Genomic DNA, 17,919 nt, shown 5'->3' with positions numbered 1-17,919 from the left:
CTGTGTCGACAATAATCAGGTCCCGGGGCAGGCGCCCAACCTGCCACTCCCCTCCCCTTCCGTAAGCCTGGATACCATGCTGACCTGGTTACAACGCGACACCCTGACATTCCCGCCACTGGCCAAGGCCATGCGCGAACCCAACGGCCTGCTTGCCGCCGGCGGCGACCTGTCGGCCGAACGATTGATCCAGGCCTATCGCCACGGCTGCTTCCCATGGTTCTCCGAAGGCCAGCCGATTCTCTGGTGGTCACCCGACCCACGCACGGTGATATTCCCCGACGAGCTGCACGTCTCGCGCAGCCTTGGCAAATTATTGCGCCAACAGCGCTATAGCGTGACGTTCGACCAGGATTTCGCCGCGGTCATCCAGGCCTGCGCAGCGCCTCGGGCATATGCAGACGGCACATGGATCACCGAAAGCATCCAGAGCGCCTACCTGGAGCTGCATCAGCGTGGTTACGCGCACTCCGTGGAGGTCTGGGACCAGGGCGAATTGGTCGGCGGCCTGTACGGCCTGGCGATGGACCAATTGTTTTTTGGCGAATCCATGTTCAGCCGCGCCGATAACGCCTCGAAATTCGGCTTCGCCACGCTGACCCGGCAATTGCAGGCCTGGGGTTTTGTGCTGATTGACTGCCAGATGCCCAATGATCACCTGCACAGCCTGGGCGCACGCGGCATACCGCGCAATGAGTTCGCCGGGTACCTGCGCGATTATCTGGACCAGCCCAACGCTGGGCCGTGGGTTTCTTAGGCGACATCCGCCTACCTGGCTTACACTTATTTCAAAGCTTATCCCGAGGGTTGATCATGACCGAGCTGGCACGCTTGAAGTTTTATGCCACTCAAGCCCACTCTTGCAGCTATCTGCCCGACGAGCAGGCCACCACGCTGTTCCTCGACCCCAGCCAGCCGATGGATGTGCACGTGTACGCCGACCTGTCCGAGATGGGCTTTCGGCGCAGCGGCGATCATCTGTACCGACCTCATTGCCAACACTGCAATGCCTGTGTCCCGGCGCGCATCCCGGTGGCGCAATTTTTACCGGATCGCAACCAGAAACGCATTCTCAAGCGCAATGCGGACCTGACGGTAAACGCGGTAAAGCCGCAGTACAGCGAAGAATATTTCGATCTCTATCAACGCTACATCGAACAACGTCATGCCGACGGCGATATGTTCCCGCCCAGCCGCGACCAATTTTCCACGTTCCTGGTACGTGACCTGCCTTTTTCACGCTTCTACGAATTTCGCCTCGACGGACGGTTGCTGGCGGTGGCGGTGACCGACCTGCTGCCCAACGGGCTGTCAGCGGTGTACACCTTCTATGAACCCGGCGAAGAACGCCGCAGCCTGGGGCGCTTTGCGATTCTCTGGCAAATAGGTGAAGCGCTGCGCCTGGAACTGGAGGCGGTGTACCTCGGCTACTGGATCAAAAACTGCAAAAAGATGAATTACAAGACCCAATATCGGCCCATTGAGCTACTGATTAATCAAAGATGGGTAACGCTTAACTAGAACCCCTTGGCTTGAACACCCTTTTTCGGGCACAATGCACGCCGCTTTTGCCTGGCGCAGTTGCACCGGGCCATTCACTGGATACCGAGGGCTTTACTGCATGTCGAAAGAAGACAGCTTCGAAATGGAAGGCACTGTCGTCGACACCCTGCCCAACACCATGTTTCGTGTGGAGTTGGAAAATGGGCACGTCGTAACCGCGCATATCTCCGGCAAGATGCGCAAGAACTACATTCGTATTCTTACCGGTGACAAAGTGCGCGTCGAGCTGACGCCCTATGACTTGAGCAAAGGGCGCATCACTTACCGCGCTCGCTAAGCAAGTCAATACAAGACGCCCGGTTATGCCGGGCGTTTTTGTGTGGGTGTGTTATTTACCTGACACCCAAAACCAATGTGGGAGGGGGCTTGCCCCCGATAGCGGTGGTTCAGTAGCAGATTAGTTGCCTGACACACTGCTATCGGGGGCAAGCCCCCTCCCACATTTGATCTGCATTATCTTGAAGAGTGTATTTCAGGCAGCAAAAAGGCGCCTTTCGGCGCCTTTTGTACTGCGGTAGAACGATCAGGCCATTTCCGCCGTGGTTTCGAACTCGAAGGTCAGCTCGCCGTCCTTCAGATCGATATGCACCACGCCACCATGGTCGGAAAGCTCGCCAAACAGGATCTCTTCGGCCAGCGGCCGCTTGATCTTGTCCTGGATCAGACGCGCCATCGGGCGTGCGCCCATTGCCGCGTCGTAGCCGCCTTCCGCAATCCAGCTGCGCGCCGCTTCCGACACCTCCAACTGCACGCGCTTGTCTTCCAACTGCGCCTGAAGCTCGGTGAGGAACTTGTCCACCACGCTCTTGATGACCTCATGGCTGAGGCGACCAAACTGGATAATGGTGTCCAGGCGGTTGCGGAACTCCGGCGTGAAGCTTTTCTTGATCACTTCCATCGCATCCGAGGAATGATCCTGATGCGTAAAGCCAATCGAGGCCCTCGCAGCGGTCTCGGCACCGGCGTTGGTGGTCATGATCACGATTACGTTGCGAAAATCCGCCTTGCGCCCGTTGTTGTCGGTCAAGGTGCCGTGGTCCATGACCTGCAGCAGCAGGTTGAAGACTTCCGGGTGAGCCTTTTCGATTTCATCGAGCAGCAACACGCAATGCGGCTGCTTGGTAATGGCCTCGGTCAACAGGCCGCCCTGGTCGAAGCCGACATAGCCCGGAGGGGCACCGATCAGGCGCGACACAGTGTGACGCTCCATATATTCGGACATGTCGAAGCGTACCAGTTCGATTCCCATGGCCTTGGCCAGCTGGCGCGCCGCCTCGGTCTTGCCGACACCGGTCGGCCCGGCGAACAGGAACGAACCCACTGGCTTGTCCGGCGACTTGAGGCCCGCACGCGACAGCTTGATCGCGGTGGACAGCGCGTCGATCGCCGCATCCTGGCCGAAGACGGTCAATTTAAGGTCACGCTCCAGGTTACGCAGCAGCTCCTTGTCGGAACTGTTGACGTGTTTTGGCGGAATCCGCGCGATTTTCGCCACGATGTCCTCGACCTGGGGCACGTCGATGCGTTTCACGCGCTTCTCGACCGGCTGCAGGCGCTGGTAGGCACCCGCCTCGTCGATCACATCGATCGCCTTGTCCGGCATATGCCGGTCGTTGATGTAGCGCGCCGCCAGCTCAGCAGCTGAACGCAACGCCTCATCAGTGTACTCGATGCCATGGTGCGCTTCGAAACGCCCCTTGAGCCCACGCAGAATACCGATGGTGTCCTCAACCGAAGGCTCGGACACATCGACTTTCTGGAAGCGGCGCGCCAGGGCACGGTCTTTTTCGAAAATCCCGCGAAATTCCTGGAACGTGGTCGAGCCAATGCAGCGGATATCACCCGATGACAGCAGCGGCTTGAGCAGGTTGGACGCATCCATCACCCCGCCAGACGCAGCCCCCGCACCAATAATGGTGTGGATCTCGTCGATGAACAGGATTGCCTGCGGGCGTTTTTTCAGTTCGCCGAGCAGCGCCTTGAAGCGCTTCTCGAAATCGCCACGGTACTTGGTCCCGGCGAGCAACGCGCCCAGGTCCAGGGAGTAGACGACACTGTTGGCCAGCAGATCCGGCACCTGGTTGTCGACGATACGCTTGGCCAGGCCCTCGGCAATCGCGGTTTTACCCACGCCCGCTTCACCGACCAGCAGCGGGTTGTTCTTGCGACGACGCGCGAGGATCTGCGCTACACGCTCAACCTCAAGCTCACGCCCCACCAGCGGATCGATCCGCCCCTGGCGCGCCAGCTCGTTGAGGTTGCTGGCATAGGCATCCAGCGGGTTGCTTGAAGAAGAAGACTCACCGCCCTCGTCGTCCTGCATATCCTGCTCACCCTCGGAATGATCGCCGTGCCCAGGCACCTTGGAGATACCGTGGGCGATGTAGTTGACGACATCGATACGGGCAACGCTCTGCTGCTTGAGCAGAAAAACGGCCTGGCTTTCCTGTTCGCTGAAAATCGCCACCAGCACATTGGCGCCCGTGACCTCACGCTTACCGGAGCTCTGTACGTGGAACACAGCACGCTGCAATACCCGCTGGAAGCCCAGGGTTGGCTGGGTCTCACGGTCCTCGTCATGCACGGGGATCAGTGGCGTGGTGGAGTCGATAAACTCCTGCAGGTCATGCTTGAGTTTGTCGAAGTTGGCGCCGCACGCACGTAGAACGGTGGCGGCAGCTTCGTTATCCAAAAGTGCCAGCAGCAGGTGTTCGACGGTCATGAATTCATGACGCTTCGAACGAGCCTCCTTGAAGGCAAGATTGAGGGTGACTTCGAGCTCGCGGTTTAACATAGCTTCACCTCATACCCAAGTGGTCGGCGTTAACCGTCCTTCTCGATTTCACAGAGTAGCGGATGCTGGCTTTCCCTGGCGTACTGGTTGACCTGCATGGCCTTTGTCTCGGCGATGTCGCGGGTAAACACTCCACATACTGCCCGTCCTTCTGTGTGAACGGCCAGCATTACCTTGGTCGCCAACTCGCGGTTCAGGTTAAAAAACACCTCGAGCACTTCGACCACGAAATCCATCGGTGTGTAGTCATCATTGAACAAAACCACCTTGTACATCGGCGGCGCCTGTAAAGCAGGCTTGGCCTCCTGAACAGCAATGCCTGCAGAACCGTCGTCGTCATGTTCCTGATCCGGGCGATCCTGATTGAATGTTAGTCGAATCTGGCTATTTGCATGCATGGAAAGAAAGGTTCGTCAGTGGTTCAAATACAGTGGTGGGGGCGACCTGTCAGATTTTCAACTCCGACCCTTTGGTCGCCTTGACTATCGGCAAATCGGTGTTACAACCAATAGAGCCCACAGTGGGTAAAAAAGGTCCGCGCAGTCAACCTTATTTATTCGGGTTAGGACGGATAGACGGGATGATACTCCAGTGATGGAGTCTGGTGCAGAGGGATAAGGGAATGGCTAGCGGTAAGGTCAATTGGTTCAACAACGCCAAGGGGTTTGGGTTTCTTCGAGTGGAGGGCTACGAAGAGGACATTTTCGTGCATTACTCACAAATAGAAATGGAAGGGTATAAAACGCTGAAAGCGGGCCAGCTTGTGCAGTTCGAAAAAATTGTCGAAGGACCAAAAGGAAAACAAGCCGAAGGCGTTTCTGTGCCTACGAACCTTGCGACCGACACGCCTTTGGCACTGGCCGCTCACAACGAAAGGAAAGAAACAGCCTGATTCTGCGCAGGGCGAAAAGACCGGCCACCCCACTTATCGGATGGCCGGTTTTTCATGCAGCGGTTTTACATATGTGAAATCAACGCGTCACCAAAGCCCGACGACGACACCAATGTCGCCCCCTCCATCAGCCGCTCGAAGTCATACGTCACGGTCTTGGCCGAGATGGCGCCATTGGTGCCCTTGATGATCAGATCTGCCGCTTCGACCCAGCCCATGTGTCGCAGCATCATTTCTGCCGACAGAATCAATGAACCCGGGTTGACTTGATCCTTGCCCGCGTACTTCGGTGCCGTGCCGTGGGTGGCTTCGAACATGGCCACGGTGTCCGACAGGTTGGCACCCGGCGCGATACCGATGCCGCCTACTTCTGCAGCCAAGGCGTCAGACAGATAGTCGCCGTTGAGGTTGAGCGTCGCAATCACGTCATATTCAGCCGGGCGCAGCAGGATCTGCTGGAGCATCGCGTCGGCAATGGCGTCCTTGACCACCACATTCTTGCCAGTCCTGGGGTTCTTGAACTGCATCCACGGCCCGCCATCAAGCAGGGTCGCGCCGAATTCCTCGGCTGCCACTTCATAGGCCCACTCCTTGAAGGCACCCTCGGTGAACTTCATGATGTTGCCTTTGTGCACGATGGTCAGCGAGTCGCGGTCATTATCCACCACATATTGCAGGGCCTTGCGCGCCAGGCGCTTGGTGCCCTCCTTCGACACCGGCTTGACGCCAATCCCGCAATCCTGGTCGAAACGGATCTTGGTAACCCCCATTTCCTCCTTGAGGAACTTGATCACCTTGATCGCCTCGGGCGAACCGGCCTTCCACTCGATGCCGGCGTAAATGTCCTCGGAGTTTTCGCGAAAGATGGTCATGTCCACGTCCCCGGGCTTCTTGACCGGGCTGGGTACGCCTTCGAACCAGCGCACCGGGCGCAGGCACACATACAGGTCGAGTTGCTGGCGCAGGGCCACGTTCAGGGAACGGATGCCGCCGCCGACCGGGGTGGTCAGCGGGCCCTTGATGGACACCACGTAATCCTTGACCGCGTCCAGGGTCTCCTGGGGCAGCCAGGTGTCCTGGTCGTAGACTTGAGTCGCCTTCTCGCCGGCATACACCTCCATCCACGAGATCTTGCGCTTGCCGCCGTAGGCCTTTTCAACAGCAGCGTCGACCACCTTAATCATCACCGGACTGATGTCGACGCCGATACCGTCACCTTCGATATACGGGATGATCGGTTGGTCAGGAACATTGAGAGAATGGTCTGCATTGACGGTGATTTTGTCGCCGACTGCCGGAACCTGAATCTTCTTGTATCCCATGCTGAACTCCATCTATGGATTGAACATCTGGCTGCGTTCGAGCCTACTCCAGATAAATGGCGACCGAAACCTCACGCCATGGTCATTTGCGTCGAAAACAGCATAATTTGTCGCCTACAAGCCTGAAACCAAAGGGAAAACCGCCAATCTTGAGCACAACATGCGACGTTGGTCGCACCCGGCCCGCCTGCGACCTTTAGACCAATGGACGACACACCTTTTGTATGAAGGCTCAGCGTAAGCATAGCGACCTATGTATAATGCCGCCGCTGACCCAAGAGTCACGACGGTTGACCGCTCTAGACAGTAGCCTTCAGCCAGAAAGCAGGACTATTACAATAGTCCAAACGCTTGACGCTCGACTGATGCAACCCAACATCACCGCGAAGAAAACTCGACATTTCGCTCATGGATGACTTTGAACGAACGCGCTCCACCCGGCGCATCTCGAGTTTCTGCGCACGCTTTCAGCAAAGAAGAGAGTTAATCCGAATATGCCCACCCGCTCGAAGATCATCTACACCTTCACCGACGAAGCCCCAGCCCTCGCCACCTATTCACTGCTGCCTATCGTAGAGGCCTTCACCGCTTCCGCTGATATTGCCGTGGAAACCCGCGATATTTCCCTCGCCGGGCGCATCCTCGCAAGCTTCCCCGAGCAACTGGGCGCCAAGGCCATCCCGGACCACCTCGCCGAACTGGGCGACCTGGCCGTTACGCCTGAAGCCAACATCATCAAGCTGCCTAACATCAGCGCCTCGACCCCGCAGCTGCAAGCCGCGATCAAGGAACTGCAGGCCCAGGGCTACGCCCTGCCGGACTACCCGGAAACCGTAACCACCGACGCGGAAAAAGAAACCCGTGCACGTTACGACAAGGTCAAGGGCAGCGCCGTGAACCCGGTACTGCGCGAAGGCAACTCCGACCGCCGCGCACCGCTGTCGGTCAAGAACTACGCACGCAAGCACCCGCACAAAATGGGCGCCTGGGCTGCAGACTCCAAGTCGCACATCGCTCACATGAGCAACGGCGACTTCTACGGCAGCGAAAAAGCCGTACAGATCGAAGCGGCTGATGCCGTGAAGATCGAGCTGATCGCTCAAGACGGCACCGCGACCGTTCTGAAAGAAAAGACCTCGGTACAGGCTGGCGAAATCATCGACACCGCCGTACTGAGCAAAAAAGCCCTGCGCAGCTTCATCGCCGCTGAAATCGAAGACGCCAAGAAACAAGGCGTGCTGCTGTCGGTTCACCTGAAAGCCACCATGATGAAGGTCTCCGACCCGATCATGTTCGGCCAGATCGTTGCCGAGTTCTATAAAGACGCCCTGGCCAAGCACGCCACCGTGCTCGAGCAGATCGGCTTCAACCTGAACAACGGCATCGGCGACTTGTATGCGCGCATCAAGGCGCTGCCGGCCGACCAGCAGGCGCAGATCGAAGCGGATATCCAGGCGGTCTACGCCGCTCGCCCATCGCTGGCGATGGTCAACTCCGACAAAGGCATCACCAACCTGCACGTGCCGAGCGACGTCATCGTCGACGCCTCGATGCCGGCCATGATCCGTGACTCCGGCAAGATGTGGGGCACCGACGGCCAGTTGCACGACACCAAGGCGGTGATCCCGGATCGCTGCTACGCCACCATCTACCAGGCGGTCATCGAAGACTGCAAGGCCAATGGCGCCTTCGACCCAACCACCATGGGCAGCGTGCCGAACGTCGGCCTGATGGCGAAGAAAGCCGAAGAGTACGGTTCTCACGACAAGACCTTCCAGATCAAGGCTGACGGCGTGGTCCGCGTCACCGACAGCCAGGGCAAGCTGCTGATGGAACAGAACGTCGAAGCCGGTGACATCTTCCGCATGTGCCAAACCAAAGACGCGCCGATCCAGGACTGGGTCAAGCTCGCCGTCAACCGTGCCCGCGCCAGCAACACCCCGGCCATCTTCTGGCTGGACCCCAAGCGTGCCCACGATGGCGTAGTGGTCGAGAAAGTTCAGGCTTACCTGAAAGACCACAACACCGAAGGCCTGGACATCCGCATCATGGCCCCGGTCGACGCGATGAAGTTCACCCTGGAGCGCACCCGCAAGGGCCTGGACACCATCTCGGTGACCGGCAACGTACTGCGCGACTACCTGACCGACCTGTTCCCGATCATGGAACTGGGCACCAGCGCCAAAATGCTCTCGATCGTGCCGCTGATGAACGGCGGCGGCCTGTTCGAAACCGGCGCCGGCGGTTCGGCGCCCAAGCACGTGCAGCAGCTGCTGGAAGAAAACTTCCTGCGCTGGGATTCCCTGGGCGAGTTCCTGGCGCTGGCCGCGTCCCTTGAGCATCTGGGCGTGACCTACAACAACCCCAAGGCCCTGGTACTGTCCAAGACCCTGGACCAGGCCACCGGCCAGTTCCTCGACAACAACAAGTCGCCATCGCGCAAAGTCGGCAACATCGACAACCGCGGCAGCCACTTCTACCTGGCGCTGTATTGGGCCCAGGCCCTGGCCGCCCAGACCGAAGACACTGCCCTGCAAGCGCAGTTCGGCGAACTGGCCCAGACCCTGGCCGCGAACGAAGCAACCATCGTTGCCGAGCTCAACGCCGTACAGGGCAAGCCAGTGGACATCGGCGGCTACTACGCGCCGAACCCTGAGCTGACCAGCCAGGCCATGCGTCCAAGCAACACCCTCAATGCGGCGATTGCCAAGTTGAAGTAAGGTTGTAACGATGCAGGGAAGCCCCGGCCGAGTGCCGGGGTTTCTATTTCCACTGTTCAACTGAAGAAACCGGATCAAATGCGGGAGGGGGCTTGCCCCCGATAGCAGTGGGTGAGCCCCGGATGTATGCACTGACACGCCCTCATCGGGGGAAAGCCCCCTCCCACATTGACTGTATTCGCGCTGCAAGACCGCACTGCGCCCTGAACCGAGGCATCCCATGACCTGGCTCCCCCACATCACCGTCGCCACCCTCGTCGAAGACAACGGCCGCTTCCTGATGGTCGAAGAACTCAAGGGTGGCCGTGCCGTGCTCAATCAGCCCGCCGGGCATCTGGACCCGAACGAAACCCTGACCGAAGCCGCCGTGCGCGAAACCCTCGAAGAAACAGGTTGGGACGTCGAAGCCACCGGCATCGTCGGCATCTACCTCTACACCGCACCGAGCAATGGCGTGACCTATCAACGGGTCTGCTTTATAGCCAAGGCGTTGAAACACCACCCGGACTATCAACTCGACGAAGGCATCCTCCGCGCCCGCTGGCTGACCCGAGACGAACTGATGGGCCTGCGCGACGACTGGCGCAGCGAGCTGATCATCCGCTGTATCGATGATTATCTGGCCGGCCAGCGTCACAGCCTGGAATTGATCCGCCCTTCTCTTTAGCCTTGCGGGCCCAGGCCTGCTAGAATCGCGTCCTTTTTCAAGACACCCGTTGAAACCCTATGCGTGATCCAGCCCCTTCTGACACACAAAAGAAGCGCGTCATCGTCGGCATGTCCGGCGGCGTGGATTCTTCCGTTTCCGCCGTTCTGCTCATGGAGCAGGGTTATGAGGTGGAAGGCCTGTTCATGAAGAACTGGGAAGAAGACGATGGAACGGAATATTGCACCGCCATGGACGACCTGGCGGACGCCCAGGCCGTGTGCGACAAGATCGGTATCAAGCTGCACACCGCCAACTTCGCCGCCGAGTACTGGGACAATGTGTTCGAGCACTTCCTGGCCGAATACAAGGCCGGCCGCACGCCGAACCCGGACATCCTGTGCAACCGCGAGATCAAGTTCAAGGCGTTCCTCGACTACGCCATGATGCTTGGCGGCGACCTGATTGCCACTGGCCACTACGTACGCCGCCGCGATAGCGATGGCCGTACCGAACTGCTCAAGGGCCTGGACCCGAACAAGGACCAGAGCTACTTCCTGCACGCCGTCGGCGGTGAACAGATCGCCAAGACCCTGTTCCCGGTCGGTGAGCTGGAAAAGCCCGAAGTGCGCAGGATCGCCGAGAAACACGGCCTGGCCACCGCCAAGAAGAAGGACTCTACCGGCATCTGCTTTATCGGCGAGCGCCGCTTCAGCGACTTCCTCAAGCAGTACCTGCCGGCCCAACCGGGTGAGATCAAGACCACTGATGGCGAAGTGATCGGCCGCCACCACGGCCTGATGTACCACACCATCGGCCAGCGCCAGGGCCTGGGCATTGGCGGCTTGAAAGACGCCGGTGAAGAGCCGTGGTACGTGCTGGTCAAGGACCTGGAAAACAACGTGCTGATCGTCGGCCAGGGCAACGAACACCCGCTGCTGTTCTCTGGCGCGCTGCTTGCCTCGGAGATCTATTGGGTCAACCCGATCGACTTGAGCGCCCCTCGCCGCCTGACCGCCAAAGTGCGCTATCGCCAGAGCGACCAGCCGTGCACCCTGGAAAAAACCGCCACGGGTTACCGGGCCACCTTCGATGACCCGCAACGCGCGGTCACCCCAGGCCAATCCGTGGTGTTCTATGACGGCGAAATCTGCCTGGGCGGTGGCGTGATCGAAGTTGCGCAAGCCTGGAGCAACCCGGCATGAGCCCGACCCAGGAGCAATTGACTGCGCTGGGCGGGGTATTTCTGGCCGCCGTGCTGGTGGACAAGATCGCCAAGACCGGCCAGGTCACCGAAGCGGGCTTGGCCTGCATGCTCGGCAGCCTGTTGATCCGCGACCCCAAGGACACCCTGGAAGTCTACGGCGGCGACGACCTGGCCTTGCGTGAAGGCTACCGGGCCTTGATCGGCGCCCTGGAACGCGACCCCAGCACCTTGCAGCGCGAACCCTTGCGCTATGCCCTGTCGATGCTGGGCCTGGAGCGTCAGCTGGCCAAGCGCGACGACCTGCTCGAAACCATCGGCAAGCGTCTGCCGCAGATCCAATCCCAGGTAGAACATTTTGGCCCGGCCCACGAAAACGTGATCGCCGCCTGTGGCGCGCTGTACCAGGACACCTTGAGCACCTTGCGCCAGCGCATCCAGGTGCACGGCGACATGCGCAACCTGCAGCAACCGAACAACGCCTCGAAAATCCGCGCCCTGCTCCTGGCGGGGATTCGTTCGGCACGATTGTGGCGCCAGTTGGGCGGTCATCGTTGGCAGTTGGTGATCAGCCGACGCAAATTGCTCAAAGAGCTTTACCCGTTGATGCGCAACGAATAAGTCGCACCAGCAGACCTTTTTCAAGTTGTTACGCGTAATACGCCGGTCAGTTGGCGACGGACCGGCGGATTTTTTCATGTATGATACGCGCCCCATTTCGTTGCCCGACTGTCCGAGAACACCCCATGCAGCTTTCTTCGCTCACTGCGGTTTCCCCTGTTGACGGCCGCTACGCCGGCAAAACCCAGGCCCTGCGCCCTATTTTCAGCGAATACGGTTTGATCCGTGCTCGTGTCCTGGTTGAAGTGCGCTGGCTCCAGCGCCTGGCCGCTCACCCCGCCATCAGCGAAGTGCCGGCGTTTTCCGCCGAGGCCAACGCTGTCTTGAACACCCTGGCGGAAAACTTCTCCCTGGAGCACGCCGAGCGTGTGAAAGAGATCGAGCGCACCACCAACCACGACGTCAAGGCCATCGAATACCTGCTCAAAGAGCAAGCGGCCAAGCTGCCGGAACTGGCCCAGGTCAGCGAATTCATCCACTTTGCCTGCACCAGCGAGGACATCAACAACCTGTCCCACGCCCTGATGCTGCGCGAAGGCCGTGATGACGTGATGCTGCCACTGATGCGCCAGACCGCCGAAGCGATCCGCGAACTGGCCATCCGCTTCGCCGCGGTACCGATGCTCTCGCGCACCCACGGCCAGCCGGCATCGCCGACCACCCTGGGCAAAGAACTGGCCAACGTGGTGTACCGCCTGGAGCGCCAGATCGCTCAAGTCGCCGCCGTGCCGCTGCTGGGCAAGATCAACGGCGCCGTGGGCAACTACAACGCCCACCTGTCGGCCTACCCCGAGATCGACTGGGAAGCCAACGCCCGCGCCTTCATCGAAGACGAGCTGGGCCTGGGCTTCAACCCGTACACCACGCAGATCGAACCGCACGACTACATTGCCGAGCTGTTCGACGCGATCGCACGCTTCAACACGATCCTGATCGACTTCGATCGCGATATCTGGGGCTACATCTCCCTGGGCTACTTCAAGCAGCGCACCATTGCCGGTGAAATCGGCTCCTCGACCATGCCGCACAAGGTCAACCCGATCGACTTCGAAAACTCCGAAGGCAACCTCGGCATCGCCAACGCCCTGTTCCAGCACCTGGCCAGCAAGTTGCCGATCTCGCGCTGGCAGCGCGACCTGACCGACTCCACCGTGCTGCGCAACCTCGGCGTGGGTTTTGCCCATAGCGTGATCGCGTACGAAGCCAGCCTCAAGGGCATCAGCAAGCTGGAACTCAACGAGCAGAAAATCGCCGCCGACCTGGATGCCTGCTGGGAAGTCCTGGCTGAGCCGATCCAGACCGTGATGCGCCGCTACAACATCGAAAACCCTTACGAGAAGCTCAAAGAGTTGACGCGCGGCAAGGGCATCACCTCCGATGCGCTGCAAACTTTCATCGACGGCCTGGACATGCCAGCCGCCGCCAAGGCCGAGTTGAAACTGCTCACCCCGGCCAACTACATCGGTAACGCTGTAGAGCAAGCCAAGCGCATCTGATCATCGCACGACCCTTTGAGACGCCCGGCCGCGCCGGGCGTTTTTATTCCTGGCTTAAAAGTGCTTTTTTTCAATAGGTTACACATGAATCCTGATATCCCTCTTCAACTTCTGGGCGGCATCACGGCACGGGAATTCCTGCGCGACTACTGGCAGAAGAAACCGCTGCTGATCCGCCAGGCCATCCCCGACTTCGAAAGCCCGATCGACGCCGACGAACTGGCAGGCCTGGCCCTGGAAGAAGAAGTCGAGTCGCGCCTGGTGATCGAACACGGCGAGCGTCCGTGGGAACTGCGGCGCGGCCCGTTCGCCGAAGACGCCTTCAGCACCCTGCCCGAGCGTGAATGGACCCTGCTGGTACAGGCGGTGGATCAGTTCGTGCCGGAAGTCGCCGAGCTGCTCGAGCACTTCCGCTTCCTGCCAAGCTGGCGCATCGATGATGTGATGATCAGCTTCGCCGCGCCGGGTGGCAGCGTCGGTCCGCACTTCGACAACTACGATGTGTTCCTGCTGCAAGCCCAGGGCAAGCGCAACTGGAAAATCGGCCAGATGTGCAATTCTGAAAGTGCGCTGCTGCAGCACGCCGACTTGCGCATCCTCGCCGAATTCGAAGAAAGCGCCGAATGGGTGCTTGAGCCGGGCGACATGCTGTACCTGCCGCCGCGCCTGGCGCACTTCGGCATTGCCGAAGACGACTGCATGACCTACTCGGTAGGCTTCCGCGCACCGAGCGCCGCCGAGGTGCTGACCCACTTCACCGACTTCCTCAGCCAGTACCTGACCGACGAAGAGCGCTACACCGATGCCGACGCCCAGCCGGTCAGCGACCCGCATCAGATTCAAAGCGATGCGCTGGATCGCCTCAAGAGCCTGCTGGCCGAGCACATGAGCGATGAGCGCATGCTGCTGACCTGGTTCGGCCAGTTCATGACCGAACCGCGCTACCCGGAGCTGGTGGCAGGCGAAGAGCTGGGCGAGGACGACTTCATCAGTAGCCTGCAAGACGGCGCAATCCTGGTGCGCAACCCGAGTGCACGCCTGGCCTGGTCGGAAGTGGACGACGACGTATTGCTGTTCGCCAGCGGCCAGAGCCGTTACCTGCCGGGCAAACTGCGCGAACTGTTGAAACTGGTGTGTTCGGCAGACGCCCTGCACAGCGAGAACCTCGGCGATTGGCTAGCGGACGAAGACGGCCGCGACCTGCTGTGCGAATTGGTCAAGCAAGGCAGCCTGGGGTTTGCCGATGAATAGGATTCACGTAAGTGTCGCGGACTGGCGAAAGGATATCGACGAGATTCGGCGCATTCGTGAAGCGGTATTCATCGCTGAACAATCGGTTCCACCCGAGCTGGAATGGGACGCGGACGATGCCGGTGCGATGCACTTTCTGGCGTTCGAAGGTGATTTCCCGATCGGCACCGCTCGGCTGCTGCCAAGCGGCGAAATCGGTCGCGTGTCGGTACTCAAGGACTGGCGCGGGCTGAAGGTCGGCGACAAGCTGATGGAGGCGGTGATCGGCGTGGCCGAGAAGCGCGGCCAGACCCGGCAATTCCTCAGTGCCCAGGTGTATGCGGCGCCGTTCTACGAGCGCCTGGGCTTCAGGATCGTCAGTGACGAATTCCTGGAAGTCGGGATTCCGCATGTGGATATGGTACGCGGGGACTGATCCGAGACCGCATCGCCGCTATCGGGGGCAAGCCCCCTCCCGCACTTGACCGCACTCCAAGGAATTGACTCGGTCAAAATGTGGGAGGGGGCTTGCCCCCGATGACTATTTCAGCACCCCCCCAAAATGCCCTGCCTTGCCAGGGCATTTTGCTGTCTAGTATTCAACTTGCGACCCGCCGGGCCGACAAACTGGCACTATCCAGCCTTTGACTCGCAGAGATAACGGACATGTCCCTACGCACCCTGCTCACCGCCCTCCTCCTGGCTGCCAGCGTCTCGGCCGTGGCCGACACCGAAGTGGTCAACCTGAGCAACCGCACCAGCACCGACCTGCTGCCCGTGGCGCAGAACTTCATCGGCAAGGATGGCACCGTCAGTGCCTACGGCAACCAGCTTATCGTTAACGCCGACCCTGCGAAGATAGAGGGCCTGCGCACCCTGCTATCTCAACTCGACACACCAGCCAAGCGCCTGCTGATCACCGTCGACACCAACGAAAACAACCAGCAGAACAGCGGCGACAGCCAGACCCGTATCATCAGCTACGGCACCACCAGCCGCGAGGGTGGCATTCAGCAGATCCAGGCCAGCGAAGGCGTGCCCGCGCTGATCCAGGTCGGCCAGAGCGTACCGCTGACCACCACGCAGCAGGACAGTTACGGGCGCCTGCAGAACCAGACCCAGTATCGCAACGTCACCCAGGGTTTCTATGTGACCGCCAGCGTCACCGGCGAGACCGTTCACCTGGCCATCAGCACCAACCGTGACCGCATGAGCCAGGAACGGCCCGATGTAGTGAACGTGCAAAGCACCGACACAAGCGTCAGTGGCCGCCTGGGCGAATGGATCTCCCTGGCTGGCATCAACCGTGAGACCCAGGCTGATAAATCCGCTACAACCCGCAGCTACTCTACTCAGGGCCGCGATGACCTGACGGTGAGGGTCAAGGTCGACACGCTGAACTGAAGCACCAAAAACTGACTGGCGAGTCGTATTAGACCAAAGATGTAGTGCTTTAAAAAAAGCACTACAAACCAATTGACGATCCAAAAAAGCATGGGCATGATGGCCTCGCTCCCGCTAATCAGGGGCCCTGGCAAGGGCCTTCGGATCGTCGCTCCAAGCTACCCACCTGAGCCGATTCGTGTCTGTACCGCCCACAAGGTGTGTTTGACGAGGTTGCGACTGGAACGAAGTTGTCCCGAGGGACGGAAGCCAACCAGGTAACCCGGCTACACACTGATGGATCGTACCAAGGCCCACGATGCCCGAAGACCGTTCGCAGTTTGCCCTTACCTGCTCAACTCCGCCTTGAGCCATCGTTCATCCCGTCGCCCTCCCCGCCGAACCCGGCTTGACCGCCTGAGCTTCTGGTCAGCGAGCAGCCATCACCACGTACTCATTACGCGGCTGGCAAATGGAATTTTCCACCTAGACCTATGCGACGAGGTTTTTCCCCATGGCACTGACACGCGAACAGCAAATTGCAGCCCTTGAAAAAGACTGGGCTGAAAACCCACGCTGGAAAGGCGTGACCCGCGCTTATTCCGCTGCTGACGTCGTCCGCCTGCGTGGCTCGGTCCAACCTGAGCACACCTTTGCAAAACTCGGCGCCGAGAAGCTGTGGAACCTGGTCACCCAAGGTGCCAAGCCGTCCTTCCGCCCCGACAAAGATTTCGTCAACTGCATGGGCGCCCTCACTGGCGGCCAGGCAGTGCAACAGGTAAAAGCCGGTATCCAGGCGATTTACCTGTCCGGCTGGCAAGTGGCAGCGGACAACAACTCCGCTGAATCCATGTACCCCGACCAATCGCTGTACCCGGTGGACTCCGTGCCGACCGTGGTCAAGCGCATCAACAACTCGTTCCGTCGTGCCGACCAGATCCAGTGGAAAGCCGGCAAAGGTCCGGGCGATGAAGGCTACATCGACTACTTCGCCCCTATCGTGGCCGACGCCGAAGCCGGTTTCGGCGGCGTGCTCAACGCCTACGAGCTGATGAAGAGCATGATCGAGGCGGGCGCTGCCGGCGTGCACTTCGAAGACCAGCTGGCTTCGGTGAAAAAATGCGGCCACATGGGCGGCAAAGTACTGGTTCCGACCCAGGAAGCCGTACAGAAACTCACCGCTGCCCGCCTGGCGGCCGACGTTGCCGGCACGCCAACCATCATCCTGGCGCGCACCGATGCCAACGCCGCTGACCTGCTGACATCGGACTGCGACCCGTACGACCAGCCATTCGTCACCGGCGAACGCACCCAGGAAGGCTTCTACAAAGTGCGCGCCGGTCTCGACCAGGCGATCGCCCGTGGCCTGGCCTACGCGCCGTACGCCGACCTGATCTGGTGCGAAACCGCCAAGCCGGACCTGGACGAGGCCCGCCGTTTCGCCGAAGCGATCAAGAAGGAATACCCGGACCAACTGCTGTCCTACAACTGCTCGCCTTCCTTCAACTGGAAGAAGAACCTGGACGACGCGACCATCGCCAAGTTCCAGCGCGAACTGTCCGCCATGGGCTACAAGCACCAGTTCATCACCCTGGCCGGCATTCACAACATGTGGCACAGCATGTTCAACCTGGCGCACGACTACGCCCGCAACGACATGACCGCCTACGTGAAGCTGCAAGAGCAAGAGTTTGCTGACGCATCGAAGGGTTACACCTTCGTGGCGCACCAGCAGGAAGTGGGCACAGGCTACTTCGACGACATGACCACCGTGATCCAGGGCGGCACCTCGTCCGTGACCGCGCTGACCGGTTCGACCGAGGAAGAGCAGTTCCACTGAGTGACCGAGTACACGGCCACTGCGGCCCCAGGGAAGACCTAACCGCAGTGCCGCACACCCATCACGCCCCGACTGGTTCGGGGCGTTTTTTTGCCTGCACACCATGTACTGACGCACCCCGAACCAATGTGGGAGGGGGCTTGCCCCCCGATGGCGGTGGATCAAGCAACAGATGTGCTGACTGACACTCGGCAATCGGGGGCAAGCC

16 protein-coding genes are annotated in these 17,919 nt (G+C 59.9%); 13 read left to right on the top strand and 3 right to left on the bottom strand.

Annotated features, from left to right (window positions below):
• The first annotated feature begins 76 nt into the window (after positions 1-76).
• The 3 genes from aat to infA all read left to right on the top strand — a co-directional run bounded on the left by aat (position 77) and on the right by infA (position 1,840).
• On the top strand, positions 77-757 hold the full coding sequence (gene aat, locus BFQ04_RS25355) for a leucyl/phenylalanyl-tRNA--protein transferase (protein WP_065953144.1): 681 nt from the start codon (positions 77-79) through the stop codon (positions 755-757).
• Between the two features lie 56 nt (positions 758-813).
• On the top strand, positions 814-1,521 hold the full coding sequence (locus BFQ04_RS25350) for an arginyltransferase (protein WP_065953143.1): 708 nt from the start codon (positions 814-816) through the stop codon (positions 1,519-1,521).
• 100 nt (positions 1,522-1,621) lie between these two features.
• Positions 1,622-1,840, top strand: coding sequence for a translation initiation factor IF-1 (gene infA / locus BFQ04_RS25345; RefSeq protein ID WP_002553999.1), 219 nt, complete (start codon positions 1,622-1,624; stop codon positions 1,838-1,840).
• 246 nt (positions 1,841-2,086) lie between these two features.
• On the opposite strand, the gene clpA is transcribed toward infA, so the two are convergent.
• Both clpA and clpS read right to left on the bottom strand, forming a co-directional pair.
• On the bottom strand, positions 2,087-4,357 hold the full coding sequence (clpA, locus tag BFQ04_RS25340) for an ATP-dependent Clp protease ATP-binding subunit ClpA (protein ID WP_065953142.1): 2,271 nt from the start codon (positions 4,355-4,357) through the stop codon (positions 2,087-2,089).
• 29 nt (positions 4,358-4,386) lie between these two features.
• Entirely contained in the window at positions 4,387-4,755 is a 369-nt protein-coding gene (gene clpS / locus BFQ04_RS25335; RefSeq protein WP_005789091.1) for an ATP-dependent Clp protease adapter ClpS, read from the bottom strand.
• Between the two features lie 224 nt (positions 4,756-4,979).
• Between clpS and BFQ04_RS25330 the strand changes: the two genes are divergently transcribed.
• Positions 4,980-5,249, top strand: coding sequence for a cold shock domain-containing protein (locus BFQ04_RS25330; RefSeq protein ID WP_065953212.1), 270 nt, complete (start codon positions 4,980-4,982; stop codon positions 5,247-5,249).
• 65 nt (positions 5,250-5,314) lie between these two features.
• On the opposite strand, the gene icd is transcribed toward BFQ04_RS25330, so the two are convergent.
• Positions 5,315-6,571 carry an NADP-dependent isocitrate dehydrogenase gene (icd, locus tag BFQ04_RS25325; RefSeq protein ID WP_065885048.1) on the bottom strand — a complete coding sequence of 419 codons (1,257 nt, stop codon included), beginning with the start codon at positions 6,569-6,571 and terminating at the stop codon, positions 5,315-5,317.
• A gap of 494 nt (positions 6,572-7,065) precedes the next feature.
• Here icd and BFQ04_RS25320 point away from each other — a divergent pair, with 494 nt between their 5' ends.
• The 9 genes from BFQ04_RS25320 to aceA all read left to right on the top strand — a co-directional run bounded on the left by BFQ04_RS25320 (position 7,066) and on the right by aceA (position 17,711).
• Positions 7,066-9,291: an NADP-dependent isocitrate dehydrogenase gene (locus BFQ04_RS25320; protein WP_065953141.1), complete on the top strand. Its 2,226-nt coding sequence runs from the start codon at positions 7,066-7,068 to the stop codon at positions 9,289-9,291.
• 220 nt (positions 9,292-9,511) lie between these two features.
• On the top strand, positions 9,512-9,958 hold the full coding sequence (locus BFQ04_RS25315) for an NUDIX hydrolase (protein ID WP_065894941.1): 447 nt from the start codon (positions 9,512-9,514) through the stop codon (positions 9,956-9,958).
• A gap of 59 nt (positions 9,959-10,017) precedes the next feature.
• A complete protein-coding gene (gene mnmA, locus BFQ04_RS25310; protein WP_065953140.1) occupies positions 10,018-11,142 on the top strand; it encodes a tRNA 2-thiouridine(34) synthase MnmA in 1,125 nt (374 codons plus the stop codon).
• The gene (gene hflD / locus BFQ04_RS25305) at positions 11,139-11,762 is read left to right on the top strand and encodes a high frequency lysogenization protein HflD (RefSeq protein ID WP_065953139.1); all 624 of its coding nucleotides are present in this window, start codon (positions 11,139-11,141) and stop codon (positions 11,760-11,762) included. The genes mnmA and hflD overlap by 4 nt, the downstream gene beginning before the upstream one ends.
• 125 nt (positions 11,763-11,887) lie before the next feature.
• Positions 11,888-13,258: an adenylosuccinate lyase gene (gene purB, locus BFQ04_RS25300; RefSeq protein WP_065884957.1), complete on the top strand. Its 1,371-nt coding sequence runs from the start codon at positions 11,888-11,890 to the stop codon at positions 13,256-13,258.
• A gap of 84 nt (positions 13,259-13,342) precedes the next feature.
• Positions 13,343-14,509, top strand: coding sequence for a ribosomal protein uL16 3-hydroxylase (locus tag BFQ04_RS25295; protein WP_065953138.1), 1,167 nt, complete (start codon positions 13,343-13,345; stop codon positions 14,507-14,509).
• Positions 14,502-14,924, top strand: coding sequence for a GNAT family N-acetyltransferase (locus tag BFQ04_RS25290; protein WP_065953137.1), 423 nt, complete (start codon positions 14,502-14,504; stop codon positions 14,922-14,924). Before BFQ04_RS25295 ends, BFQ04_RS25290 begins: the two co-directional genes overlap by 8 nt.
• A gap of 230 nt (positions 14,925-15,154) precedes the next feature.
• Positions 15,155-15,892: a secretin N-terminal domain-containing protein gene (locus tag BFQ04_RS25285; RefSeq protein ID WP_065953136.1), complete on the top strand. Its 738-nt coding sequence runs from the start codon at positions 15,155-15,157 to the stop codon at positions 15,890-15,892.
• A 493-nt stretch (positions 15,893-16,385) separates the two neighbouring features.
• The gene (aceA, locus tag BFQ04_RS25280; RefSeq protein ID WP_010458877.1) at positions 16,386-17,711 is read left to right on the top strand and encodes an isocitrate lyase; all 1,326 of its coding nucleotides are present in this window, start codon (positions 16,386-16,388) and stop codon (positions 17,709-17,711) included.
• The last annotated feature ends 208 nt before the right edge of the window (positions 17,712-17,919 follow it).

Origin of the sequence: Pseudomonas sp. 37 R 15, assembly GCF_900004865.1 — a bacterium.
Lineage (GTDB): Bacteria > Pseudomonadota > Gammaproteobacteria > Pseudomonadales > Pseudomonadaceae > Aquipseudomonas > Aquipseudomonas fluorescens_AM.
Note: the sequence above shows the minus strand (reverse complement) of the source record. Positions and strands in the feature narration are given on the sequence as shown.

Coding starts and splice junctions, on each gene's coding strand:
- icd (WP_065885048.1), bottom strand. CDS start 6,571: ATGGGATACAAGAAGATTCAGGTTCCGGCAGTCGGCGACAAAATCACC.
- aat (WP_065953144.1), top strand. CDS start 77: ATGCTGACCTGGTTACAACGCGACACCCTGACATTCCCGCCACTGGCC.
- BFQ04_RS25320 (WP_065953141.1), top strand. CDS start 7,066: ATGCCCACCCGCTCGAAGATCATCTACACCTTCACCGACGAAGCCCCA.
- BFQ04_RS25315 (WP_065894941.1), top strand. CDS start 9,512: ATGACCTGGCTCCCCCACATCACCGTCGCCACCCTCGTCGAAGACAAC.
- aceA (WP_010458877.1), top strand. CDS start 16,386: ATGGCACTGACACGCGAACAGCAAATTGCAGCCCTTGAAAAAGACTGG.
- hflD (WP_065953139.1), top strand. CDS start 11,139: ATGAGCCCGACCCAGGAGCAATTGACTGCGCTGGGCGGGGTATTTCTG.
- BFQ04_RS25290 (WP_065953137.1), top strand. CDS start 14,502: ATGAATAGGATTCACGTAAGTGTCGCGGACTGGCGAAAGGATATCGAC.
- purB (WP_065884957.1), top strand. CDS start 11,888: ATGCAGCTTTCTTCGCTCACTGCGGTTTCCCCTGTTGACGGCCGCTAC.
- BFQ04_RS25330 (WP_065953212.1), top strand. CDS start 4,980: ATGGCTAGCGGTAAGGTCAATTGGTTCAACAACGCCAAGGGGTTTGGG.
- infA (WP_002553999.1), top strand. CDS start 1,622: ATGTCGAAAGAAGACAGCTTCGAAATGGAAGGCACTGTCGTCGACACC.
- BFQ04_RS25350 (WP_065953143.1), top strand. CDS start 814: ATGACCGAGCTGGCACGCTTGAAGTTTTATGCCACTCAAGCCCACTCT.
- mnmA (WP_065953140.1), top strand. CDS start 10,018: ATGCGTGATCCAGCCCCTTCTGACACACAAAAGAAGCGCGTCATCGTC.
- clpS (WP_005789091.1), bottom strand. CDS start 4,755: ATGCATGCAAATAGCCAGATTCGACTAACATTCAATCAGGATCGCCCG.
- BFQ04_RS25285 (WP_065953136.1), top strand. CDS start 15,155: ATGTCCCTACGCACCCTGCTCACCGCCCTCCTCCTGGCTGCCAGCGTC.
- clpA (WP_065953142.1), bottom strand. CDS start 4,357: ATGTTAAACCGCGAGCTCGAAGTCACCCTCAATCTTGCCTTCAAGGAG.
- BFQ04_RS25295 (WP_065953138.1), top strand. CDS start 13,343: ATGAATCCTGATATCCCTCTTCAACTTCTGGGCGGCATCACGGCACGG.